This window comes from Roseburia sp. AM16-25 (assembly GCF_003473825.1).
Classification (GTDB): domain Bacteria; phylum Bacillota; class Clostridia; order Lachnospirales; family Lachnospiraceae; genus Pararoseburia; species Pararoseburia lenta.
Map to the genome: position 1 here is coordinate 19,943 of NZ_QUCW01000004.1, position 26,333 is coordinate 46,275.

The window sequence follows — 26,333 nt, forward strand, 5'->3', positions numbered from 1 at the left end:
AATTCTAACATATAATGTTAAAAATGTTTTTGGGATGGAAATCTCTTGCGAAAAAATACTCACCCCGTCTATTCTGGTGCATTACTTCTTACAATTACCGGGCTTTTCTGTCGTCTTTTAGGCTTTTATTATAAGATCTTTTTGTCACGCGCCATCGGTGCAAAGGAACTCGGACTTTACCAACTGGCAATGCCCCTCTTGGCAGTAGGAATAGCCTTTGCCAACTCCGGCATCCACACCGCTATCTCCCGTTTTGTCGCCAAAAGTTCTTCCGCCAAAGATGGCAGGGAAAAATCCTACCTGGCTATGGGAATGTGCCTCTCCCTTGCCCTGAGCGCCGTCTTTTGCATCCCCTGTCTGCTTTTTGCTGACAGCATCGCAGCCGGACTCTTTCATGAGCCTTCCATAAAGACACTCCTCTATCCGCTCATCTTGTGCATCCCCTTAGAATGCATCCATGGATGTATCAACGGTTATTACTATGGTCTGCAAAAATCAAAGATTCCATCCATCGGACAGTGCATTGAACAAGTGGTACGCATCGGCAGTGTTATGGGCATCTACTATATTACCATACATAGCGGTCTGCCTTTCACGAAATTTCATGCCATGCTAGGGCTCCTCCTGGGCGAGATCGCAGCAACCTTTTATTACTTAAATCTCCTGTCCCTCAGCCAGAAGCAGATCCGGCAAAAGCCGAGCGCACAAGTCAACACCACCTGCAAAGATCTTTTGTCCATGGCTTGTCCCCTGACTGCCACCCGCCTGCTCCTCACTGTCTTACACGGCATTGAAAATATCATGATCCCGCTTTGTCTGGTGCGCTTCGGGCTGACCAATACCCAGTCCCTCAGCATCTATGGCATCTACAGCGGTATGGCTCTGCCCATGATCTTTTTTCCGACCGTCCTTTCCAACTCCATCGCGGTCATGCTCCTGCCCTCGATCTCGCGCGCCAAGGAAGAAGGCAGGAACTATTATATCCGGCATTCCATCACCGTTGGCTTTTTCCTCTGCATGTTCTTAGGCTTTTTATGTTCCTTTTTCTTTTATTTTTTCAGCCCTTTGATCGGGCAGAAAATATTTGCAAACGAAGTCGCCGGTATCTACATCCGCACCCTGTCCTGGCTGTGTCCTTTTCTTTTTCTCGGCACGACCATGAACAGCATCTTAAACGGTCTTGGTAATGTCAAAGATACCTTTTTTAACAGCATGACCGGTGCCCTGATCCGTCTTGCCTTCATCTTCTTTGGCATCCCGCTTTACGGCTTCCGCGCCTTCCTGCTTGGCGTCCTGTGCAGTCAGGTCGTATCGGCTTTCATGGCATACCTGCGCCTGCTTTCCATTACATGCAAAAAGAATGCATAAAAAAACCGTTGTAAGGCTGTCCTTACAACGGTCCTGACTTCGATTTTTATCTTATGCTATCTTTTGCGCTTTTTATGCATAAATATATTTCTTTTCAAAATCATCGATACAAAGCGGTTTGTCATACAGATAGCCCTGAATGACATCACAACCGCAGGAAACGATCTTCTGCTTTTCTTCCTCGGTCTCTACCCCTTCGCACAAGACCTCAAACTCGATCTCCTTAAAGGTATTGACCAGATTGGAAAGAATGGTCATTCCCATCTGATTTTGGATGGAATGTAAAACAAATCCACGATCAAACTTGATCACATTTGCCGGAACCTGTCCTAAAACATATAAGGAATTGTAGCCGGAACCAAAATCATCTAAAGCGATCCGGTAGCCCTTCTCGCGCAGGTGGTTCATTTTAGCAATGATCATTTCCAGATCCTTGACCAGCACTGTCTCCGTCAATTCAAATTCGATATATTGTTTGTCCAGCCCTGCATCTTCCACCAGATGATCCAGAGATTCAATAAAACGATCTTCCAAAAGGTCCACGCGCGACAGATTGACCGAGATCGGGAAAAGTTCATGTCCGTCGTCCCGCCATTTACTAAGAAGTTCTACGCTCTTTACCAGCACCTGATAATCCAGTCTGGAAACGATCCCAGCCTGCTCTAAGATCGGCACATAGATCGCCGGTGACAAGATCTCGCCGTCCTCGTCACAAAAACGTGACAGAGCCTCCGCACCAATGATACGGTCATTCTTGGCAGAACATTTTGGCTGTAAATAGACCTGAATCCCGTCTGTATCAATGGCATGTTCAAAATTCGGAATAATACTTGCCTTCTTGATGGATCTGCGGCGCAGGTCTTCGGAATAAAAAGCAACCGTATTGGAATAACTATGCCGGATGCTCCTGCGTGCATAGCGTGCATTGTCCTGTGCATAGATAAAACTGTCTCCCGGCTGCATGACGTACAGACCGCACTCCACATGGATCTTGACACGGTCATAATGGTCACTGACTCTCTCCAAGAAGCGGTCTGCAATATCCTGATAAAAGGCTAAGATCTCCTCATCGCTATCTCCACCCGCCTCACAGAGAACTAATAAATGATCCACATAACTCATGCTTCCCAAAATACTCTTTTTGTTTTCCCGGCAAAAATAATCCACCATAAGTGTGATCAGCCAGTCCCCTTTTGCTGTCCCATAGATCTCATTAAAATACTTGAGATTGCGCAGATTAAAACTGGCAAGTACCGGTTTTTTCATCTCCACTACCACCTTGGATCCCAGCATCTTAAAACGCTCTAAAGATGGTAATTCTTCTGTTTTGTGTTCTAAAATTTTATTTAACATTTTTAATTAAACTCCCACATGGATTCTATCATCAGTTACCGCAAAGTGCAACAAAAAAATTCATCGCGCCCTTGACATCATACATATTATGCCAAAATGCGACGAACTTTTTGTCGAATCCTCTGGATAGCGTTATCAATATTCTTTTCTGTCTTGTCCATCTTTACGGCGATCGTATGATAGTCCAGTCCCTGTACCATGTAAAAAAAGACTTCCAGTTCCATCTTGCTCAGATTTTTGATGATCTGTTCTACGATCTGCTCTGTCTTTTCCGCATCGATCCATACATTTTCCGGATTCTGCACATCATCCGCCAAGATATTCTCGATGATCTGCCGGTTTGGGCTCTCCTCGTCCTCCGAATCAAAGATCGACACATAGGAATTGAGCGGCTGGTTCTTCTTGCGATCCGCCGCCTCGATCGCCTTATAGATCTGCCGGCTGATGCAGAGCCTTGCAAAATGTGAAAAACTCACTTGCGTCTGTGGGTCATAATCCTGGATCGCCTTGAAAAGACCGACCATGCCCTCCTGCACGACATCCTGTTCTTCACTGCCTTTGATAAAGAACTTTTTGCCGTAAGCAGAAACCACTTTTTGATATTTTTTGCACAGATGCTCCATGGCTGCAAAATCGCCTGCGCGATAGGCTGCTACCAAGACTTCATCCGTCATCTCGTCATATCTGTCCATGGACTCCCCTATTTTTTCAAAAGCCGCTGCCGCACGATCTCATACGTCAGCACGCCTGTTGCCACAGAAACATTCAGGGAATCGATATCCCCTTTCATCGGGATGGATGCCACGAAATCACAGTGCTTTTTCACAAGGTCACTGACACCGCTTCCCTCATTGCCCATCACAAGTCCGATCGATCCTGTCAGGTTCAGATCATACATGGTGCTTCCGCCCATATCCGCACAGACGAACCACATACCTTCCTGTTTGAGTGTTTCGATGGTCTGGGACAGATTTGTCACCTTTGCGACCGGTGTATAATTGATGGCTCCGGCACTTGCCTTTGCCACGGTTGCCGTCAGTCCTACTGCACGTCTTTTGGGGATAACCACGCCATGCGCCCCCGCCAGATTTGCCGTACGGATGATGGCGCCCAGATTGTGGGGATCTTCCACATTGTCCAAAAAGATCAAAAACGGATCTTCGCCGGCATCCTTTGCCTTTTGTAACATATCATCGATACTGGCATAGGTGTAGGCAGCCGCATAAGCGATCACGCCCTGATGCTTTCCGGTCTCAGAAATCTGATCCAGACGCTCCTTGGTCACATAAGAAATGATCGTGTCGTGCTTTTTTGCCTCTCTCTGGATCGTCCGGATCGGTCCGTCCATGCAGCCGTCCAAGAGAAACAACTTGTCTATGGTCTTGCCTGAGCGAAATGCCTCCAACACGGCATTTCTTCCCTCTATTGTAAGGCTTTGTGTCTCTTCCATTCTTTATCCTTTCCTGCTTATAATAAATGACAGCGTTCCAGCCCAATGCTGACCACTTCCATCATGCGCTCCATCTGATCGGTCAGATAGAGATATCCCATCAATGCCTCAAATCCCGTAGCACTGCGGTAGTCCGTCACCGTTGCATTCTTTGCCATGGTGTGTGACTTGGCATTGCGCCCTCTGCGGTAAATATCCTTTTCCGTATCCGTCAGCACATCCATCAGTGCCTCCGCCATGATCGCCTGCGAATGTGCCTTGACGACATGGCTGGTCTTGTGATGCAGTTGATTGACCGGCGTATTGCCCCTGCCTACCACAATGGAGCGGATAATCACATCAAAGATCCCGTCCCCAATATAAGCCAGTGTCAGCGGCGAGTAGGTACGGATATCAACGTCAGCGATCGCAAATTTATCTTTGATCTCTTGATTTAGGCTTTTTTCCATTTTACCCCTTCTCTGGTATCTTCCAGTACAATGCCCTTTGCCAAAAGTTTGTCACGGATGGCATCTGCTCTGGCAAAATCACGGTTCTTTCTTGCCTGCTGACGTTCCTCGATCATTGCCTCAATGTCAGAATCCAGCATTTCTTCCTTGGTCTCTACGATAATACCGAGCACATCGCAAAGTGTCTTTAACTCGTCCAAAAGCGCCTGCACATATGCCTTGGAGGAAGATCCGTCTGCATTCTGGTTGGCATATTTTACCAGTTCAAAAATAGAAGAGATCGCGTCTGCCGTGTTAAAATCATCTTCCATGGCCGCCTTGAACTTGTCTACATAGTTCTTTGCTTCTGCAAGTTTTGCTTCCTCGCCGTCCAAAAATGCCTCTGCCTCTGCGTGATCTGCTAAGAACTGCAGATTGGATGCTGCGGTACGGATACGCTCCAGACCATTCTTTGCGGCTTCCATCAGTTCTGCGCTGAAGTTGAGCGGGCTGCGGTAATGTGCCTGCAACATAAAGAAACGCAGAACCTGCAGGTCATATTTTTCGCCGATCTCCCTTACGGTAAAGAAATTGCCCAGAGACTTGCTCATCTTTTTGTTGTCAATATTAAGGAAACCATTGTGCATCCAATATTTGGAGAATTCTACGCCATTGGCTGCCTCACTCTGTGCGATCTCATTTTCATGATGCGGGAAGATCAGATCTTCGCCACCGGCATGGATATCGATCTCATCGCCCAGATAATGCTTTGCCATAACAGAGCACTCGATATGCCAGCCCGGACGTCCGTCGCACCATGGAGACTCCCAGTATGGCTCACCATCCTTTTTTGGTTTCCAGAGCACAAAGTCAAAGTCATCTTTCTTTTCGTCTCCGACTACCTTGATGCTTCTGTGTCCGGCTTCCAGATCGTCCAGATTTTTATGAGAAAGTTTGCCATAGTCAGCAAACTTGCGTGTGCGGTAATATACGGTTCCATCGGATACCACATAGGCATAGCCTTTTTCGATCAGGGTAGAGATCATCTGGATCATACCCCCGATCTCCTCGGTTGCCAGCGGATGGGTCGTTGCCGGCATGACATTCATGTCTGCCATGTCCTTTTTGCACTCTGCGATATAGCGCTTTGACACTTCTTCTGCCGTGGAACCTTCCTCGATCGCCTTTTTGATGATCTTGTCATCCACGTCCGTGAAGTTGGAAACGTAGTTGACATCATAACCGATAAACTCTAAATAACGGCGCACTGTGTCAAAAACGATCATAGGTCTTGCATTACCGATATGAATGTAATTGTAAACCGTCGGTCCGCAGACATACATACGGACCTTGCCCTCTTCGATCGGCACAAACTCTTCTTTTTTCTTTGATAATGTATTATAGATCTTCATGAAATTCTCCTTATGTTCTTATTTCTTTAAACTACGTATTTCATTTTCCAACTGCAATACACGGTTGACCAGTTCTGAATTTTCCTGTTGCAAGACCTTGATGTCTTCCTGTACCGGATCCGGTAAATGGATCTGATCCATATCGCTGGTCGGCACCTTGACATTGTTCTGCTTGACGATATGCCCCGGCACACCAACCACAGTACAGTTGGGCGGCACTTCCTCGATCACAACACTCCCTGCACCGATCTTGGAATTCTTGCCTACAGTAAAGGAACCGATGACCTTGGCTCCGGCACTGACCATGACATTATCCTCCAAAGTCGGATGACGCTTGCCTGTCTCCTTACCGGTTCCACCCAGGGTAACTCCCTGGTATAAGGTGACATTATCTCCAATGATCGTAGTCTCTCCGATGATGACGCCGGTACCATGATCGATAAAAAATCCTTTGCCGATCGTTGCTCCCGGATGGATCTCGATCCCGGTCCTTCTGGCGGCACGCTGGGAAATCCATCTTGCCCAGAAATAATGACCTTTCAGATACAACTTGTGCGCCCTGCGGTAACTGATCATAACCTTAAAACTCGGATACAGGATCACTTCCATCGGACTTTTGATGGAAGGGTCTCTCTCCTGAATGACCGCGAATTCTTCCTTTATATGTTTAAACATGACTAACAACCTCTTTGTCTATTCTCTTTTTAAAATTCTTTGCTACATCCCTGACAGGACGAACATCGATTTGCCGAATCAGCAACGGCTACGCTGCTCTCATAAAAAGATTCCAACAAACAGACTGCCTGAGAAGAAATGCCTTCTTCTCTTCCGGTAAATCCCAAATGCTCCTCAGTCGTTGCTTTGATATTGACCTGATCCACAGAAATCCCGAACACGCTTGCTACATTTTCCTCCATGCGTTCTATATAAGGACGTAACTTTGGCTGCTGTGCAATCACCGTAGCATCAATATTGCCGACCACATAACCGTGGTCTGCGATCAAAGCACCTACATGTTCCAATAACTTCATAGATGAGATCCCGCGATAAGCCTCATCCGTATCCGGAAAATGTTTACCGATATCTCCCAGTCCTGCCGCGCCAAGGATAGCATCCATGATCGCATGCAAAAGCACATCGGCATCCGAATGTCCCAATAAACCAAGCGTATGCGGCACCTCTACGCCACCTAAGATCAACTTACGACCTTCCACTAATTTATGCACATCATAACCTGTTCCAATCCGCATAGGTCTTTCCCTCCTATTCTACGGTCTTTATCCGTAAAATATAACATGATCTTCAAATTCAAAAACCACCCTATATGATACCATATCCACAAGTTGCTTTTCAATAAAAAAGAACGTGATGCAAAAAAGCCTCAATCCAAAGGATCAAGGCTTCATTCAGTAGCGAGGGAGAGACTCGAACTCTCAACCTCCCGGGTATGAACCGGACGCTCTAGCCAGTTGAGCCACCTCGCCATATTAAAGTGTTGGAATGGGACCTATAGGGCTCGAACCTATGACCCTCTGCTTGTAAGGCAGATGCTCTCCCAGCTGAGCTAAGATCCCATTTCATTGCCGCTCGTCGCGACCGAAATTAAATATACTATACTTGTACCCTTTCGTCAACACTTTTTTAAAAATTTTTTCAATTTTTTTATTTTTCAAACTTTTTCTACAATTTGGACTGGATAAGGGAATCTATCAGTTTGACACACTCTGACGCATCCTTGGAATAACCGTCTGCCCCGATCTCCTCCGCAAAACTCTCCGTGATACAGGCACCGCCAATGATGATCTTTGCCTGACAGCCTTTTTCCTTTGCCAGATCCACGACATCTTTCATTCGCATCATGGTCGTAGTCATAAGGGCTGACAGACCAATAATCTGTGCATTTTCTTCTATCGCTTTATTTACGATCGACTCTGCCGGCACATCTTTTCCCATGTCAAAGACACGATAACCATAGTTCTTGAGCATGAGCACCACCAGATTTTTGCCAATGTCGTGGATGTCGCCCTCTACGGTCGCAATGACGACGGTCGCCTTCGCCTCATCCTTTTTGTCTGCCAGAAGCAGCGGTTCTAAATACTCCATGGCTTCTTTCATGGCATTGGCTCCCGCGATCAACTGTGGGAGAAAATACTTTTTGTTGTCGTAATATTCTCCCACCTGATTGATGCCCGGGATCAGATACTTTTCGATTACAGCCGATGGTTTCTCTCCCGCTTCCACCTCTTTTTTTACTTCCCGTATGATGGATTCCTTGTCTCCCTTTACCACGCAGTCAAAGATCGGGTGATGAGCCTCTTCTTTCGTCTGGCTATCTACCTTGACATCCTTGGAGCCGACCATCTTCATGGCTGTCGTAGGTACTGTTCCCAAGTAGCGCTCTGATGCCCCTTCCTTACCAAGCAAAAGATCTGTAGCCAGCGCCGTATACATGAGGAGTTCCTGTGATGGGTTGGCAATCGCCATGGTCAGTCCCTTGGAAAGAGCCACATTCAAAAATGCCGTATTGACAAAGATACGCTGTGGCATACCAAAAGAAATATTGGAAAGTCCACAGATAGTAGGCAGATGTAGAGTATCCTTGCAATAGGAAATCGTCTCAAAACATTCCAAAGCCGCCGACGGATTGGCTCCCACAGTCGCCACCAGGACATCGACCACAGCATCGTTATCCTGCAATCCGATCGCACGCGCCGCCTCTAATACATGGGTAATATGTTCTTTCTTTTCGTCCAGATCCTTTGGCAGTCCTGCCTGTGAAAGCGGAAGCAGAACAAACATGGCTCCGTACTTTTTGGCGATCGGCAAAAGTTCTTTCATTTTTTCTGCTTCACAGGAAATAGAATTGATGAGGGCTCGTCCCGGATAGATACGAAGGGCTGCCTCCATGACATCCACATAAGAAGTATCGATGGAAAGCGGCAGATCTACCGTCGATATCACCTCATAGATGGCATCCAGCATAGTCGCTTTTTCGTCAATACCGTTCGTTCCCATATTGACATCCAGAATGGCTGCTCCTGCGATCTCCTGATCTCTGGCAAACTGACGTACCATCTGCATACTGCCTGAACGCAGTTCTTCCTGCAATGCCTTTTTTCCGGTCGGGTTGATACGCTCTCCCACAACCTTAAAGCCACCGTCCAGCGTCACCTCCACAAAGCCACGCTCCGAGGTCAGCACCGGTCTGTTCTTCTTTTGGATCGGCTCCACTTTCTTGCCACGCATACGGTCTGCCAGCGCCTTGATATGATCCGGTCTGGTACCACAGCAGCCACCCACGACCGATGCTCCGGCATCTACTAATTGTTCGCAGGCATCCGCAAACTCCTCCGGGGTCATCTTATAGACCGTCTCACCATTCTCCAGTTCCGGCATGCCGGCATTGGGTTTGACCATGATCGGGATATCCGCATAAGGCAGCATAGCCTTTACCAAAGGGATCATAGCAAGAGGTCCGGTCGAACAGTTCACGCCGACAATATCCGCGCCCATATGCTCTAAAACAACCATGGCGATCTCAGGTGATGTGCCATACAGAGTTCTGCCGTCCTCATTGTAGGTCAAGGAGATCATAACCGGAAGATCACAGGTTTCCTTGACTGCCAAAAGAGCCGCACGACATTCCTGCAAACTCATCATGGTTTCAATCACAAAGAGATCCACACCCTCCTTTAAGATTGCCCTCACCTGCTCCTTATAGACATCCACAAGATCCTCAAACATGAGATCTCCGACCGGATATAACTGTCTGCCCGTCATGGTAAGATCTCCGGCAACAAATGCCCGATCTCCTGCCGCTTCCCTACTGTAGCGCACCATGGCACGATTCAATTCTTCTAAGCGATCTTCCATGTCATATTCTGCTAATTTGATGCGATTTGCTGTAAAAGTCGGTGCATACAAAATCTGTGTTCCCGCCTCGACATATGCCTTTTGTAAGGAAACGATTGCCTCCTTGTGATGATAGATCCAATCCTCCGGGCATACTCCCATAGGCATACCCTTTGCCATCAGGTTTGAGCCCGTTGCTCCATCCAATATGATCGGTCCTTTTTGAAAATGATCCTGTAGTTCCTGCTTTGTCATCTTTGTTTCTTCCTTTTATCTTTATATATGTTATACTTCTACAGTTTTTCAATCAGCCTTCATTATAAAAAAAAGGGTTGCTTTCTGCAACCCTTTACTTGCTCGCCAGTAGACCGGCAAACCTTCTATTCTGACACAATCATGTCATTTTCCTGTTCTGCCACATCCTTGAGATTCTCAGCAATACGGAAGATCTGATTCAACTGTTCGTTCAGTGTCTCTAGATCTGCCACACTCTGTCCAAAGACTGTTGTACAACTCTCAGATGATGCAGCCACTTCTTCACTGGTTGCAGACAGGTCTGTAATGCTGTCGCTAATCTGACTGTTGGATGTTAGGATATCATTAACCTCTCCGCTCAGACTCTGAATCTCTGTATATGCTTCCTGCATCTTTTCCTCGATCAACTTGAAGTTTTCTGCTGTTGTAGCGATCATCTCATTCTGTTTTTCTACGGACTCGGTAGACTTGCGCATATTTTCCGATGCCTCTCCTACATTGACCGTAAGTTTTTCAATGATAGCCGTAATCTTGCCGGTAGATTCCTTGGTCTCCTCAGAAAGGGTGCGGATCTCATCTGCAACAACCGCAAATCCCTTGCCTGCATCTCCTGCTCTCGCAGCCTCTATGGATGCATTGAGGGCTAATAGATTGGTCTGTCCGGAAATACTAAGAATGGTTCCGACGATCTCTTCTACTTCCTTGATACGGTTGTTCAGTTCGTCCGTCGTGTCCTTTGTCTGACGGTTGATCTGGGCTGTTCCGATTGCCTGCTCACGCAGTTCTTCGATCAACTGGGCTCCGTTCTGAACTGTCGTTGTGGATACCTCTACCGCCTCTTTCATGAGTTCCGTACCATTGCCGGCATTTTCCAGACTGGTCTGGATATCACTGGTCATCATGGTCTGATGCTCGATCGCCTGCGCCGTAGACTTAACACCCAGAGAAATCTCCTGCACAGAACCGTTGCTGGTCTCCATGCTCTCTGTCAGGCGTTCTGCCTTCCCCTTTGCCTGTTCAAACATCTGCACCAGTTCATCGGACATACGGATGATATTCTCAGCCACAGTCTGCTGTTCTTTTGCACGTCGTTCTACTTCTTCTTTGTCCTGTGCATGATGCTCCTGCATCATCTTGACTACGATATAAGCAACCACCGTCGTCGCCACCGCAAAGATCAACTGAACGAAACTGGTTGAAAACAAAGATTCGTCCGCATAAATGACCTTGCACTGCACGACCTTGATAGCATTGACGATACTAAAGGCAATGCCCCCTGCCATGATCCACTTCGGATGCATATAAACAGCCATGGAGAATAAGATCAAGTACATAAAAGCATACATACCGATACTGCGAACAGAAAGAATATAAACAGCATATACCACGATCAATGTAATCATAAATATCTTTTCAAACCGTTCATCTGCCTTATTCCTATTATACACAACGATCAAAAGTACCATTGCCACTGCACAGACTACCGTTCGTACGATTGCATTCGCGATCAACGTGTCTGCCTGCGTAAAACTAAGAAGTGCCAGTGCCAGTTCAATGCCCGTAATAATCACCGCCACTGTAAAAGCGACGCGATTCTTTTCCTTCATCTGCCGTTGCATCAATTCCATGTCATTCATCCCTTCCCTTACAAAAAATTATAAGAAAAGTATAACACTCATCTTCCGGTCTGTCATCCATTTTTGTGTTTTTTCGACAATTGTGTGTATAAACATTAGTTGATTACATTATCCAACTTCTTCAAACTGGCTGTTGTAGAGTTCTGCATAAAAACCATTTTGAGCGATCAGATCTTCATGGCTGCCCTGCTCGATGATATCGCCATCTTTCATAACAAGGATCAGGTCTGCATCTTTGATCGTAGACAATCTGTGTGCAATGACAAAACTTGTTCTGCCCTGCATCAGATGATTCATTGCCTTCTGTATTCTCTGCTCTGTTCTGGTATCTACAGAACTTGTCGCTTCATCCAAAATCAGAATTGGATTATCGGCAAGTATAGATCTGGCAATGGTAAGCAACTGCCTTTGTCCCTGTGAAACATTGGTTGCTTCTTCATTCAAAACAAAATCATAACCACCCGGCAAAGTCTCGATAAAGTGATGTGCATGCGCTGCCTTTGCTGCGGCGATCACTTCTTCATCTGTCGCATCGAGTTTTCCATAACGGATATTCTCCATGATGCTTCCCTTAAATAACCATGTATCCTGCAAGACCATACCAAAATGTTCTCGCAGATTGCCGCGGCCGAACGCACGGATATCCTGTCCGTCGATCTTGATGCAGCCTTCGTTGACATCATAAAAACGCATCAATAGTTTTACCATCGTTGTCTTTCCGGCACCGGTAGGTCCTACAATTGCAACCATCTGTCCCGGTTTTACCTGACTTGAAAAATCATGGATGATGATCTTATCTTCGTTGTAACCAAATTTGACATGTTCAAAAGAAACTGCCCCCGAAACATGATCCATAATCATTGGGTTTTCCGTCTCAACTTCTTCGGTCTCTTCTAAGAACTCAAAAACACGCTCTGCGGCAGCAACGGTAGACTGCAAGAGGTTAGAAACATTTGCCATCTGCTGGATCGGCTGCGTAAAGTTCTTTACATATTGGATGAATGCCTGAATATCGCCAACGGTGATCGTTCCTGCCACTGCAAGAATACTTCCGACAATGGCCACTGCAACATAACCGAGGTTTCCAACAAATGTCATGATCGGCTGCATCAGTCCGGATAAAAACTGTGACTTCCATGCAGAGTTATAAAGTTCTTCGTTTCTTGTATCAAACTCCGCTAAAACATCCTTTTCTTTGTTGAATGATTTAACGATGTTCTGTCCAGAGAAGGTCTCCTCCACCTGACCATTTATCTCACCTAGGGTTCTCTGCTGGGCAATAAAGTATTTCTGCGAAAACTTAACAACCAGCATTACAAGTGCAATAGAAACCGGTAAAATAACAAGCGCGATCAAGGTCATCAGCGGGCTGATGGAAAGCATCATGACAAGTACGCCTACCATTGTTGCCACCGAGGTAATCACCTGTGTCACACTCTGGTTCAAACTCTGTCCTAAGGTATCGACATCGTTGGTGATACGCGAAAGGATCTCACCGACGGTCTTGGATTCAAAATAGGACATTGGCAGTCGATGGATTTTTTCGGAGATTTCCGATCTCATGCGGTATGTCATCTTTTGCGATACCCCTGCCATAATATATCCCTGCACAAAACTCATCAGCGCACTAAAGATATAAATTGCAAGCAGGATCAATAAAATCTTGCCGATCACATCAAAACGAATATTTCCTGTCCCCTGAATCTTTGCGACCAGACCGGTGAACAACTCTGTTGTCGCCTTACTTAAAATCTTTGGTCCGATTACATTAAATATGGTACTTAAAATTGCAAAAAAGATTACAACTGCAATCCCTATTTTATAAACACTCAGATAATTCAGTAATTTCTTTAGTGTTCCTTTAAAATCTTTTGCTTTTTCCACCGGTCTGCCCGGACCTCCGCCCATAGGACCATGATGACGACGGGGTGCTTTTGCTCTTTCATTTGACTCACTCATTAGGCTAAGCCTCCTTTCGTCTTTTCTATCTCCTGCTGGCTCAACTGTGAAGCCGCAATCTCCTGATATGCCTGACATTGCTTCAAAAGTTCCTGATGGGTTCCTTTTCCGACAATCTTTCCATCATCCAAGACCAGGATCTGATCTGCATGTAAGATCGTGCTGATACGCTGTGCAACAATGATAACTGTTGCATCTTTCGCATGTTCAAACAATGCCGCACGCAGTGCCTTGTCTGTCTTATAATCCAGTGCGGAGAAACTGTCATCAAAGAGATAAATCTTTGGATTTTTCGCAATGGCTCGCGCGATAGAGAGTCTCTGCTTCTGTCCGCCAGATACATTTGATCCCCCCTGCGCAATATGGCTGTCGTACTTTTTCTTTTTTTCTTCGACAAATTCTGTTGCCTGTGCAATGGCAGCAGCCTCTTCCATCCTGTCATCCGAAATCGTCTCATCCGCATATTTGATATTAGAGCGGATGTCTCCCGAAAACAGGACAGCCTTCTGCGGAACATACCCTATGGCATCGCGCAGTTTCTTTTGTGATATGGTACGAATATCTACACCATCCAAAGTAATACTTCCTTCTGTCACGTCATAAAGACGTGGAATCAGATTTAGAAGTGTCGACTTACCACATCCCGTGCTTCCGATAATCGCCGTCGTTTTTCCCGGCTCAGCCTCAAAATCAAGACCATCCAGTACATTATCCTTAGCATTTGGATAAGCAAAACTTACGTTATGGAATGCAAGTTCTCCACGGATATCTCCCATCTCATCATCTGCTAACTGCTCAGCATCTGTGATGGATGATCTCGTTCCGATGACTTCCTGAATACGTTCTGCAGCAACACCTGCACGAGGAAGCATAATAGACATCATGGTAAGCAATAGGAAGGACATAACAATGACCATGGCATATGTAATAAATGCCATCATATCTCCCACCTGCATATGACCTGCGGATATTCCCTTTGCACCAAACCATACAATCGCTACGGTAATACAGTTCATGATCAGCATCATAATTGGCATCATCCATGCCATCATGCGGCTTGTATATAACTGTGTCTCCATGAGTTCTGTATTGGCATCCTTGAAGCGTTCCTTTTCATGCTCCTCACGTGAGAATGCGCGGATAACCGGAATACCTGTTAAGATCTCGCGTGAAACAAGGTTCATGCGGTCAACAAGTTTCTGCATCATCTTAAACTTCGGCATAGAAAACTTCATCAGTACCATAACTACACTGATGATAACAGCGACCGCCACAACAATGATCCAACTCATGGATGCATCGGTCCTGGTCACCATGATAATACCGCCAATGGCAAGCACCGGAGCATACAATACCATACGAAGCAGCATGACTTCTACCATCTGTACCTGCTGAATATCGTTGGTACATCTGGTGATCAGTGATGCCGTTGAGAACTGATCGATCTCTTTTCCGGAGAAAGAGATAACACTGGTGTAAACTTTTTTACGCAAACTACGCCCAATGTCTGCCGCTGTTCTTGAAGAAACATATCCCAACAATACGGCTGCCAGCAGCATGCCAAGTGTCATCAGAATCATCACACCACCGGTACGAAGCAGATAGTCCATCTGCATCTGGTGCATATCATACCCCAACGCCTCATATTCCTGCTGCGCCATGGCAATGGACATCTGGTCGATCATCGTGTCACCCAGATCACCAAACTTTTCTGTCACCGCCGCACGCATATCATACAAAGAGGAAGGTGTCAGTGCACCTGCCTGTGCAAGTTGCTTTAACTGCTCCTGCATCTTAGCCGCATCCCCCATCATGGATGCATATTCCGAATCGCCGGACTCTTGCGCACCATATTCCATAAAGTAGGTCAGCACCATTGGCTCCTGCAAAACCTGTTCCAATGCTGTTTTTTTGTCTTTATCCTCTGAAACCTCATCCTTTAGGACATAAGTCTCCCCCTGCTTTTCATAGCAGGCATTGAGATAAGAAATCTCATCATCATCCATAAAAGCAAGAAGCCAGTTATGTGTCTCCTGACGCATTTCTTCCACTGCTACAGAGTCAACACCATTCTGCTGAATACCGACATCAACGATATCCGCTGTGTAGTTTGGAAGTGACAGTTCACATAATGCCTGTGCGATCAAAAGCACAATAACTATGGCAACTGCCTTTTTCCGTTCCCATAAGTTTTGAAATAAAAATTTCATCTTGTCTCCCTATTCTTATACATGTGTTTATTTTTTATATCTTTCTTATTGTAGAACTCTTTTTTTCCAATGTCACCCAAAATTCTGTTCATACTTATTAAATTTCTATAAATTTTCTTCACGGATACGCTCAATGATATTACAGATGAGTTCTACGCGGTTAAACGGTGTCATAAAATAATAACCGTCAACAATCGAAGACATCTTTCTGGCAATCTCCACGGATACACGGATGGCAACTTCTTCATATTCCGAACGGCTCATGCCCTCCTCATAATATGCCAGCGTTTCCGGTGGCACATGCATACCCGGCATCTCATTTGCGATAAACAAGGCATTTTTTCGGCTCACAAGTGGCATAATACCTCCGATGATCTTTGCACCGGTACGGTCTTTCAAGTCCTTGATACGTTCCACATCCGCGTCTGCATAAATCGGCTGTGTCAAAAAGAAACTACATCCCTGTTCCATTTTCAGTTTCATTCTTCTTGCGATGGCATCCACACCTACGCCCTGATAATTTAGGGCACCGCCATAAACGATACGATCCTGATAAAACTGGTCTTCATTCATTTCCTGCAAAAGTCCCATAAACTTGATAGAATTGTAATCAAATACCTGTGTGATCGTGTTTCTGTCATTCTGTGCAATCGGATCTCCCGTAACGACCAGAAAATGCCTTAAATCATTGACGTAATCACCGAGCATCGTACCGCGCAGAGAGATCACATTCCGATCACGGCAGGACAAGTGCGGCATGACATAAATGCCGGTCTCCCTCTGAATCTTACTGCCCAGCAAGGACGCATCCATACGGCTGCGTGCCATCGGAGAATCGGAAAGTGTCAGTAGATCAACACGATGTTCCTTTAACAATTGCGCTCCCGATACCAGTTTTTCAACCTTGATATCCGATGGCGGATCCAGTTCTACCACAAAGGGCTTCTCCCCACTTTGTAACTTTTTCCAAAATACAGACTCCGTTCTTGAGACAGCAGGTGTCTCCGGCGAGCCTGTCTTTTTTTCCATTTTCTTCTTGCCTTTCAACTGTTCTGCAATCTCTTTCAGATAATCCGGTGTCGTTCCGCAACAGCCACCAACAAGATCAATCCCTAAGTCTGCGATCTGCAATAGCATCTTCTGAAAATAAGATTCATTCTTTCCGTAAATGGTCTTGCCGCGCAACTGATATGGATAACCGGCATTTGGCAAGGCGATGACAGGTTTTTCTGATGGAAAGGTTACATTTTTCAAAAGTTGGTACATATGCGCTGCTTCCATGCCACAGTTTAATCCATAGGCATTCACTTCATCCATTTCACTCATCAGTCGCACCATGCGATCAAATTGCAAGCCACCCTTACTATAGGCCGTTTTATCCATAGAAAAGGAAACCATCACATAAGCCTGCGGTGCTTTTTCCTTGATATAAGCAAGCAATCTCTTCAGATAGTAAACATCCACCTGCGTTTCCAGCCAGAAAATATCCATACCTGCCGATACAAACGTATCCACGATATGATGATATTCTGCCAGAACATTGCTATCATCTTTCTGCTCCATATCATAGATCGTACCGATGTCTGCTGCCACATAAACAGGATAGGTCTCTTTTGTCAGGCCTGTTTTTTCATAGTATGCTTCCACTGCACTTTTTGCGATCTGGCAGGCGATCATAATATTGTTTTCCATCTCCTCGACGGAAGAAAAGAAGTTAGAATTGGTAGCAAATGTATTGGTGCGGAGCAGTCTCGCTCCACTTTCTAAATATTCCCCGTGAATCTGGGCAATGCGCTCCGGATGCTCAAAATTTTCACGTTCTACCAGTGTTTCATCATGAAATTTAGAGGCATAATAGGTTCCCATTGCACCATCACAGAGAAGTGTATTTTCCTTGAAGAATTCTCCTATTTTCATCTTTTTCCCTCGTATCTAAAGATTTCTGTCACTTAAAAAGCGAAACTACTTTCCATAGTAACCAAAAGAAAGCAGTTTCGCAATATGAAACTCACACTTATTCCAGTGCGTTTTATTTAGATGTTCTTGACTTTTGCAATATCCACTAAGGTAAATTCATCTGTGGCAGATTCCAAACTGGTTGCCAGTGCATTTGCCGTATCCATTGCTGTAATACAGTGTACGCCTGTCTCGATCGCATTTCGACGGATCAGGAAGCCATCACGGGTCTTATCGCCGTGTCCCTGGGTCGGTGTGTCAATGACAAGGTCGATCTTGTGACCCAGGATCAGATCCATGACATTCGGTGATTCTTGAGTGATCTTGTTGACCCAGAGTGCATCTACGCCATGCTCCTGCAAATACTTGGCGGTACTTCTGGTCGCATAGATCTTGTAGCCCAAGGCCGCAAAGCGCTTTGCCACGCCAACGGCTTCCGGCTTATCCGCATCCTTTACGGTCATGATCATCTGCTTGTACTTCGGCAGTACGATACCTGCACCGAGGAATGCCTTATAAAGTGCCTCATCAAAGGTCTTTGCAATACCCAGACACTCACCGGTAGACTTCATTTCCGGTCCCAGGGAAATCTCTGCTCCACGCAGTTTTTCAAAAGAGAATACCGGCATCTTAACTGCCACATACTCTGCTTCCGGCTGCAATCCCGGTGTGTAGCCCATACCCTTTAAGGTGTTTCCGATGATGACCTTGGTTGCCAGATCCACGATCGGAATACCGGTAACCTTGCTGATGTACGGCACGGTACGAGAAGATCTCGGATTGACCTCGATCACATATACTTCATCATTCATAACGATAAACTGGATGTTGATCAGACCTACGACATGCAGTGCCTGTGCCAGTTTCTCAGTATAATCGGTAATCTTTTTCTTGATGGCATCACTGATCGTATGTGCCGGATATACAGAGATACTATCTCCGGAATGGACACCGGTACGCTCAATATGTTCCATGATACCAGGGATCAAAATATCTGTACCGTCGCATACAGCATCGACTTCGATCTCCTTACCCTGTAAATACTTATCCACTAAGATCGGATGATCCTGTGCGATACGGTTGATGATCTCCATGAACTCATCCACTTCGTCATCATTGAAAGCGATCTGCATGCCCTGTCCGCCCAGTACATAGGAAGGACGTACCAGAACCGGATAACCGATCTCATTGGCAACTTTCTTTGCCTCTTCTGCGGTAAATACCGTTCCGCCGGATGCTCTCGGGATACCTGTCTTTTCCAGAATCTCATCAAAGAGTTCTCTGTCCTCTGCGGCATCAACATCCTCTGCCTTGGTTCCTAAGATAGTAACTCCCATCTTCATCAGGGCTTCGGTCAACTTGATGGCTGTCTGACCACCGAACTGGACAACAGCTCCATCTGGCTTTTCAAAACGGACGATGTTTTCTACATCTTCCTCCGTCAGCGGCTCAAAATAAAGTTTGTCCGCAATATCAAAGTCTGTAGAAACCGTCTCCGGGTTGTTGTTTACAATAATGGTCTCATAACCTTCCTTGGCAAATGCCCAGGTAGAATGTACAGAGCAATAGTCGAACTCGATACCCTGTCCAATACGGATCGGCCCGGATCCAAGTACGAGTACCTTTTTCTTCAGATTGGTCTCTACCGCTTCATTCTGGCTGCCAAATACAGAGTAATAATATGGGGTGCTTGCTTCAAACTCTGCCGCACAGGTATCAACCATCTTAAATGCAGCAACAATATCATTGTCATAGCGCATCTGGCGGATCTCTTCTTTGGTCTTGCCGGTAAGATCTGCAATGACATTATCCGGGAACTCGATACGCTTTGCTTCTTTTAAAAGTTCCGGTGTCAGTTCCTCGCTCTTTAACTTTTCTTCCATCTCGACCAGGATAGCGATTTTGTCGATGAACCAGATATCGATCTTGGTAATCTCATGGATGTGGTCGTAGGAAACGCCTCTGCGCAGTGCCTCTGCGATCACATAAATTCTTCTATCGTCTACGACGTGTAACTGGTCTTCCAGTTCTTCGTTACTAAATCCCGTAAAGTCATAACTCATAAGAGAGTCTACATGCTGCTCTAAGGAACGGATTGCCTTCATCAGGGCACCCTCAAAGTTGTTGCAGATACTCATGACCTCACCGGTCGCCTTCATCTGTGTCGTTAAGGTACGTTTTGCCGTGATGAACTTATCAAATGGCAGACGTGGGATCTTGACAACGCAATAGTCAAGCATTGGCTCAAAGGATGCATAGGTCTTGCCGGTAATGGCATTGGTGATCTCATCCAATGTATAGCCTAAAGCAATCTTTGCAGCCACCTTAGCGATCGGATAACCGGTTGCCTTGGAAGCCAGTGCAGAAGAACGGCTGACACGAGGATTTACCTCGATAACGCAATATTCAAAACTATCCGGGTTGAGGGCGTACTGCACGTTACAACCACCGGTAATGCCAAGTTCTGAGATAATATTTAAAGCAGAACTACGGAGCATCTGGTATTCCTTATCACCCAAAGTCTGTGACGGTGCCACAACGATAGAGTCGCCGGTATGCACACCGACCGGATCGATATTTTCCATGTTACATACGGTAATGCAGTTGCCTGCTGCATCACGCATCACTTCGTACTCGATCTCTTTCCAGCCTGCGATGCAACGCTCAACCAAAACTTCATTGACACGGCTCAAGCGCAGACCATTGGATAAGATGTCTACGAGTTCTGTCTCGTTGTGGGCGATACCACCGCCGCTGCCGCCAAGGGTAAATGCCGGACGGAGTACGACCGGATAACCGATGGTATTGGTAAACTTGATACCGTCTTCTACGTTCTTAACGACCAAAGATGCCGCACAAGGCTCACCAATCTTTTCCATGGTGTCCTTGAATGCCTGACGATCTTCTGCCTTAAAGATGGTCTCTGCCGTTGTACCGATGAGTTTTACGCCATGCTCTTCCAAAAAGCCTGACTCTGCCAGTTCCATACCAAGGTTGAGTCCTGCCTGTCCACCCAAGGTTGGAAGCACGCTGTCCGGCTTTTCCTTTAAGATGATCTGCTCTAAGACTTTGGCTGTCAGAGGCTCGATATAGACCTCATCTGCGATCTCTTTGTCTGTCATGATGGTCGCCGGATTGGAATTGACCAGAACAACCTCGATGCCTTCCTCTTTTAAGGAACGACATGCCTGTGTGCCTGCATAGTCAAACTCTGCTGCCTGTCCGATGACGATTGGACCGGAACCGATCACAAGTACCTTTTTGATGTCTTTATTCTTTGGCATTACTGGTCACCTCCCATCATTTCAATAAAACGGTCAAACAAATATCCACTATCCTGTGGGCCAGGGCAAGCTTCAGGATGGAACTGTACCGTAAAGATATTCTTTCCTGTATATTTTAATCCCTCATTTGTGCCATCATTGACATTGACAAATGCCGGTGTCGCAATGGACGGATCCAACTTGTCGACATCAACCACATAACCATGGTTCTGTGAGGAGATATAGACACGTCCGGTGGAAAGATCCTTGACCGGATGGTTGCCGCCACGGTGTCCGTATTTCATCTTGTGGGTATCCGCGCCGGTCGCAAGTGCCATGAGCTGATGTCCCAGACAGATGGCAAAGATCGGTACGTCCGAGTCATATAACTTCTTGATCTCCTTGATGACCTCTGTACATTCCTTTGGATCCCCAGGTCCGTTGCTGAGCATGATGCCGTCCGGATTGCCTGCCAAGATGGTCTCTGCCGGTGTATCTGCCGGATAGATGGTCACTTCGCATCCTCTATCATTTAAGGACTTGGCAATATTTCTCTTGGCTCCCAGATCTAAAAGTGCCACCCGCTTGCCGTCACCCGGCAAAACCTTTGGTGCAGCACATGTGACCTTGGATACCACATCACCTGTGGTATATGCCGCAAGTCTTGGTAAGATCTCATCCAGATCGTAATTCTCGTCGGTCGTGATCATGCCATTCATGGTTCCCTTGTCACGCAAGATCTTGGTAAGTGCTCTCGTATCAATACCACAGATTCCCGGGATGTCATGTTCTTTCAGGAAATCCTGAATGGTCCCCTCACAACGGAAGTTGCTTGGGATACGGCTGAGTTCGCGGACGATATATCCGTCCACCCACGGTCTTTCTGACTCCATGTCCGGTGTAATGCCATAATTGCCGATCAAAGGATATGTCATAACGACAGCCTGTCCGGCATAGGAAGGATCTGTCAAAACTTCCAGATATCCAGTCATGGATGTATTAAATACGATTTCACTGATGACTTCGCGTGTCGATCCGATGCTCTCACCGGCGAACACAGTGCCATCTTCCAGAATAAGAAATGCTCTCATCTTTTGCCCTGTCCTTTCGAAATTCTACATGTTAAATTTTAAAAATGCCTAAACTTATAGTATGTTATCACATGATTTTCTATATTGCAAGAGCCTTCTATCAAAAAGATAAAAGGCTCTCTCATTTTTCTATTATTTAAAATATGCGACACCGGATTCAAAGATCTTCATATCCTGCTCGCCATAGATATTGATGGCAACGGATTCTCCGCGTCTTTCAGAATGTGCCATCTTACCAAGCACACGTCCATCCGGGCTGGTGATGCCTTCGATCGCCATATAAGAACCGTTGACATTCCACTCCTCATCCATGGTCGGATTGCCTGCCTCGTCCACATACTGAGTTGCGACCTGACCGTTTACAAACAATTTGTCCAACCATTCCTTGCTTGCAACGAAACGTCCCTCTCCGTGGGATGCCGGATTGCAATAAGTCTGTCCCAGCGTAGCCTGTGCCAGCCATGGTGACTTGTCAGATACCACCTTGGTGTAGACCATCTTGGAAATGTGGCGTCCGATCGTATTGTAAGTCAGGGTCGGTGCATCTGCCTGCTGGGTATGAATCTGACCATATGGCACAAGTCCCAATTTGATGAGTGCCTGGAAACCATTACAGATACCAAGGGCAAGTCCGTCACGGTTATTCAAAAGATCCATAACGGCTTCTTTCATCTTTTCGTTACGGAAAGCAGTTGCAAAGAACTTAGCACTTCCCTCCGGCTCATCACCTGCGGAAAATCCGCCCGGGAACATGATCATCTGTGCCTGATCGATCGCCTTTGCAAATACCTCGACCGAATCACGGATGTCCTCGGCTGACTGGTTCTTGAATACCTTGACGATCGGTTCTGCACCGGCACGCTCAAATGCCTTTGCACTGTCATATTCACAGTTGGTACCCGGGAATACCGGAATAAATACCTTAGGCTTTGCCACTTTATTCTTACATACATAGATCTCTTTTGCCTGATACAATCCGGTATCAACAGGATCTTTGTCCTCTGTGGCTCTGGTCGGGAATACCTTTTCCAGTGGTGTCACCCAGTCTTTTAAAGCCTCTTCTATAGAAAGGCTCATGTCTTTATAGATAAAGTTCCGACTATCATTTACAGATCCGATCACGCTTACGTCATGACCAAGTCCTGCCGCCTCCATAGCATCAAGGATGACTGTGGTATCCGCGCCGTTTACTTCGGCTACGATAGAGCCCATGCAGTTTGCAAAAAGTTCTTCTGCCGCTACGCTATCTGCGATCGTCACACCCAGTTTATTACCAAATGCCATCTTAGAAAATGCTGCTGCCAGACCACTTGCATCCGGTGCATAAGCAGATACGATGGCTCCCTTTTGGATCAGGCTGTGGATGACATCATATAACTTCATGACCTGATCATAATCCGGCAGATCATAAGCATCACGTTTTGCACGGAAGAATACCAAAGCATGGCCTGTCTTCTTTAATTCCGGTGTGATGATGTCGCCCTCTTTTGCAATATCAACCGCAAAAGAAACCAGTGTAGGCGGTACATCGATCTCATTGAAGGATCCTGACATGGAATCCTTTCCACCGATGGACGGCAGTCCGAATTTCATCTGTGCCTGATAAGCACCAAGCAAGGCTGCGAATGGCTGGCTCCATCTCTTTGGATCTTCAGACATTCTACGGAAGTACTCCTGGAAAGTAAAGCGGATCTTGCTGTAATCACCACCTGCAGCTACGATACGGGCAACAGATTCGAGTACGGCAAAGGATGATCCGTGATATGGGCTCCAGGAAGACAGATATGGATCAAAGCCGTATGCCATCATGGTAACGGTATCGCACTTGCCTTCGGCTACCGGAAGTTTGGCAACCATAGACTGGGTCTCGGTCAACTGGTAGCGTCCGCCATATGGCATATAGACACTGCCTGCCCCGATGGAACCATCGAACATTTCCACTAAGCCCTTTTGTGAGCATACATTCAGGTCAGATAAAGTAGTCTCCCAGGCTTTTTTCACATCGCCTACAGCCAGAGCATCTGCAACGCCCTCAACTGCATAGGTATGGAAATAATTGTCCTCTTTTACCGGCATTTCCACTGCGACATCTGTCTCCTGATGTGCGCCGTTGGTATCTAAGAAAGATCTCTTTAAGTTGACGATTTCCTTGCCTCTCCACTCCAAGATCAGACGCGGTTCTTCGGTAACGATGGCAACTTCGACTGCCTCTAAGTTTTCTTCCTTGGCATATGCTAAGAACTGGTCAACATTTTCCGGTGCAACAACCACTGCCATACGTTCCTGAGACTCAGAAATGGCAAGTTCTGTTCCATCCAGACCAGCGTATTTCTTTGGCACCTTGTCTAACTGTACGCGCAATCCGTCTGCCAACTCACCGATGGCTACGGACACACCGCCTGCACCAAAGTCATTACATTTTTTGATGATATAACTTACTTCTTCTCGACGGAAAAGTCTCTGGATCTTACGCTCTGTCGGTGCATTTCCCTTTTGTACTTCGGCACCACAGACTGCGGTAGACTGGGTGTTGTGTGCCTTGGAAGATCCTGTCGCACCACCAATTCCGTCACGTCCGGTTCTTCCGCCAAGCAAGATGATGCGGTCGCCCGGATCAGAATTTAATCTCTGCACGGCACGTCTTGGAGCAGCCCCCATAACGGCACCGATCTCCATACGTTTTGCCACATAATTCGGATGATATACTTCTTTGACATATCCGGTTGCCAGACCGATCTGGTTACCGTAAGAAGAATAGCCATGGGCTGCCTCACGCACCAGTTTCTTCTGTGGGAGTTTGCCTTCCATGGTATCCTTGACGGATACGGTCGGATCTGCAGCACCGGTCACACGCATAGCCTGATATACATAAGTACGTCCGGAAAGCGGATCACGGATAGCACCACCCAGACAGGTAGCCGCACCACCAAATGGCTCGATCTCGGTCGGATGGTTGTGGGTCTCATTTTTGAAATTGACAAGCCATTCTTCTGTCTTGCCGTCAACCTCTACCGGCACAACGATAGAGCATGCATTGATCTCGTCAGATTCTTCCTGATCGTCCAACTTGCCGTCCTTTTTTAACTTTTTCATGGCAAGCAGAGCCAGATCCATGAGGCAGACAAACTTATCATCACGGTCCTTGTAAAGGATCTTGAAATTATCCAAATAATCATTGTAAGAATCTTCGATTGGGGCACGATAATAACCGTCCTCAAAGGTAACATTCTTTAACTCGGTAGAGAATGTCGTATGACGGCAATGGTCTGACCAGTAGGTATCCAACACGCGGATCTCTGTCATGGAAGGATCGCGCTTTTCATCCTGAGCGAAATACTTCTGGATATGTAAGAAATCCTTGAAGGTCATGGCAAGTCCAAGAGAATCATAGAGATCTTTTAATTCCTTTTCCGGCATGCTGCTAAAGCCATCAAAGATGGCAACATCTGCCGGATCTTCAAAATGATCGGTCAGAGTCTCAGGCTTATCCATACCGGTCTCTCTGGAGTCTACCGGATTGATGCAGTGCTTCTTGATGGCTTCAAACTGCTCGTCTGTGATCTGTCCTTCAATGACATAGGTGGTTGCGGAACGGATGATGACATCTTCATCTTCCTTTAACAACTTGACGCACTGCTCTGCGGAATCCGCTCTCTGATCGAACTGTCCCGGCAAAAATTCCACGCTGAACGTCCTGCCTTCATAAGCAAATTCTTCTTCGTAATAATCATCGACCGGAAGTTCACAAAAAACGGTCTTTAATGCCTTCTTGTAAGTGTCCTCCGAAATATTTTCAATATCGTAACGGATCAGGACGCGGACGCCTGTTACCGTAGTAATGCCAAGATAACTCTTGATCTCACTGTAAAGTGACTTTGCTGCCACTGCATACTGGGGTTTCTTCTCTGCATAAACTCTTCTTACGTTTCCCATGCTATACCTCCATCTTTCACTCACTTGGACATAGGATATGCCCTATCACATTTACCCATAGTATAGCACATCGCGCTGACCTGCACATAATTATTATCCCTAATCAGATATATTAGTAAATCTTATCTATATCCTTGACTGCTATTATTTGTGCTTATATAATATG

General features: G+C 46.2%; 16 protein-coding genes and 2 tRNA genes. 1 reads left to right on the plus strand and 17 read right to left on the minus strand.

Annotation, left to right across the window (positions count from 1 at the left end):
• Positions 1–45: 45 nt before the first annotated feature.
• Positions 46–1,368: an oligosaccharide flippase family protein gene (locus tag DW183_RS10220; RefSeq protein WP_118281910.1), complete on the plus strand. Its 1,323-nt coding sequence runs from the start codon at positions 46–48 to the stop codon at positions 1,366–1,368.
• Positions 1,369–1,440: 72 nt separating this feature from the next.
• Here DW183_RS10220 and DW183_RS10225 read toward each other — a convergent pair whose 3' ends face one another.
• From DW183_RS10225 to DW183_RS10305, 17 genes are all read right to left on the minus strand, one after another.
• Positions 1,441–2,721: an EAL domain-containing protein gene (locus tag DW183_RS10225; RefSeq protein WP_118281911.1), complete on the minus strand. Its 1,281-nt coding sequence runs from the start codon at positions 2,719–2,721 to the stop codon at positions 1,441–1,443.
• Positions 2,722–2,807: 86 nt separating this feature from the next.
• Complete coding sequence (locus DW183_RS10230; protein ID WP_118281912.1) at positions 2,808–3,413, minus strand: sigma-70 family RNA polymerase sigma factor; 606 nt, start codon at positions 3,411–3,413, stop codon at positions 2,808–2,810.
• A gap of 8 nt (positions 3,414–3,421) precedes the next feature.
• Positions 3,422–4,171, minus strand: coding sequence for a 23S rRNA (guanosine(2251)-2'-O)-methyltransferase RlmB (rlmB, locus tag DW183_RS10235; RefSeq protein ID WP_118281913.1), 750 nt, complete (start codon positions 4,169–4,171; stop codon positions 3,422–3,424).
• Between the two features lie 17 nt (positions 4,172–4,188).
• Positions 4,189–4,620, minus strand: a complete 432-nt coding sequence (locus DW183_RS10240; RefSeq protein ID WP_118281914.1) for a Mini-ribonuclease 3 — start codon at positions 4,618–4,620, stop codon at positions 4,189–4,191.
• The gene (gene cysS, locus DW183_RS10245) at positions 4,605–6,011 is read right to left on the minus strand and encodes a cysteine--tRNA ligase (protein WP_118281915.1); all 1,407 of its coding nucleotides are present in this window, start codon (positions 6,009–6,011) and stop codon (positions 4,605–4,607) included. The genes DW183_RS10240 and cysS overlap by 16 nt, the downstream gene beginning before the upstream one ends.
• Before the next feature lie 18 nt (positions 6,012–6,029).
• Positions 6,030–6,686 (minus strand): serine O-acetyltransferase EpsC, encoded by a 657-nt coding sequence (gene epsC, locus DW183_RS10250; RefSeq protein ID WP_118281916.1) that lies wholly within the window; start codon positions 6,684–6,686, stop codon positions 6,030–6,032.
• Positions 6,687–6,715: 29 nt separating this feature from the next.
• The gene (gene ispF, locus DW183_RS10255; protein WP_118281917.1) at positions 6,716–7,261 is read right to left on the minus strand and encodes a 2-C-methyl-D-erythritol 2,4-cyclodiphosphate synthase; all 546 of its coding nucleotides are present in this window, start codon (positions 7,259–7,261) and stop codon (positions 6,716–6,718) included.
• A 160-nt stretch (positions 7,262–7,421) separates the two neighbouring features.
• Positions 7,422–7,495: transfer RNA gene (locus tag DW183_RS10260), tRNA-Met, on the minus strand.
• A 17-nt stretch (positions 7,496–7,512) separates the two neighbouring features.
• Positions 7,513–7,585, minus strand: a tRNA-Val gene (locus DW183_RS10265).
• Between the two features lie 106 nt (positions 7,586–7,691).
• Positions 7,692–10,118, minus strand: coding sequence for a homocysteine S-methyltransferase family protein (locus DW183_RS10270; protein WP_118281918.1), 2,427 nt, complete (start codon positions 10,116–10,118; stop codon positions 7,692–7,694).
• 125 nt (positions 10,119–10,243) lie between these two features.
• Positions 10,244–11,746 carry a methyl-accepting chemotaxis protein gene (locus DW183_RS10275; protein WP_158573071.1) on the minus strand — a complete coding sequence of 501 codons (1,503 nt, stop codon included), beginning with the start codon at positions 11,744–11,746 and terminating at the stop codon, positions 10,244–10,246.
• Positions 11,747–11,863: 117 nt separating this feature from the next.
• On the minus strand, positions 11,864–13,714 hold the full coding sequence (locus DW183_RS10280) for an ABC transporter ATP-binding protein (protein WP_118281920.1): 1,851 nt from the start codon (positions 13,712–13,714) through the stop codon (positions 11,864–11,866).
• Entirely contained in the window at positions 13,714–15,924 is a 2,211-nt protein-coding gene (locus DW183_RS10285) for an ABC transporter ATP-binding protein (RefSeq protein ID WP_118281921.1), read from the minus strand. Before DW183_RS10285 ends, DW183_RS10280 begins: the two co-directional genes overlap by 1 nt.
• Positions 15,925–16,029: 105 nt before the next feature.
• On the minus strand, positions 16,030–17,841 hold the full coding sequence (locus DW183_RS10290) for a bifunctional homocysteine S-methyltransferase/methylenetetrahydrofolate reductase (RefSeq protein WP_118281922.1): 1,812 nt from the start codon (positions 17,839–17,841) through the stop codon (positions 16,030–16,032).
• 116 nt (positions 17,842–17,957) lie between these two features.
• Positions 17,958–21,164, minus strand: coding sequence for a carbamoyl-phosphate synthase large subunit (gene carB / locus DW183_RS10295; RefSeq protein WP_118281923.1), 3,207 nt, complete (start codon positions 21,162–21,164; stop codon positions 17,958–17,960).
• On the minus strand, positions 21,164–22,234 hold the full coding sequence (locus DW183_RS10300; RefSeq protein WP_118281924.1) for a carbamoyl phosphate synthase small subunit: 1,071 nt from the start codon (positions 22,232–22,234) through the stop codon (positions 21,164–21,166). Before DW183_RS10300 ends, carB begins: the two co-directional genes overlap by 1 nt.
• Positions 22,235–22,366: 132 nt before the next feature.
• Positions 22,367–26,167 carry a phosphoribosylformylglycinamidine synthase gene (locus tag DW183_RS10305; RefSeq protein WP_118281925.1) on the minus strand — a complete coding sequence of 1,267 codons (3,801 nt, stop codon included), beginning with the start codon at positions 26,165–26,167 and terminating at the stop codon, positions 22,367–22,369.
• Between the last annotated feature and the right edge of the window lie 166 nt (positions 26,168–26,333).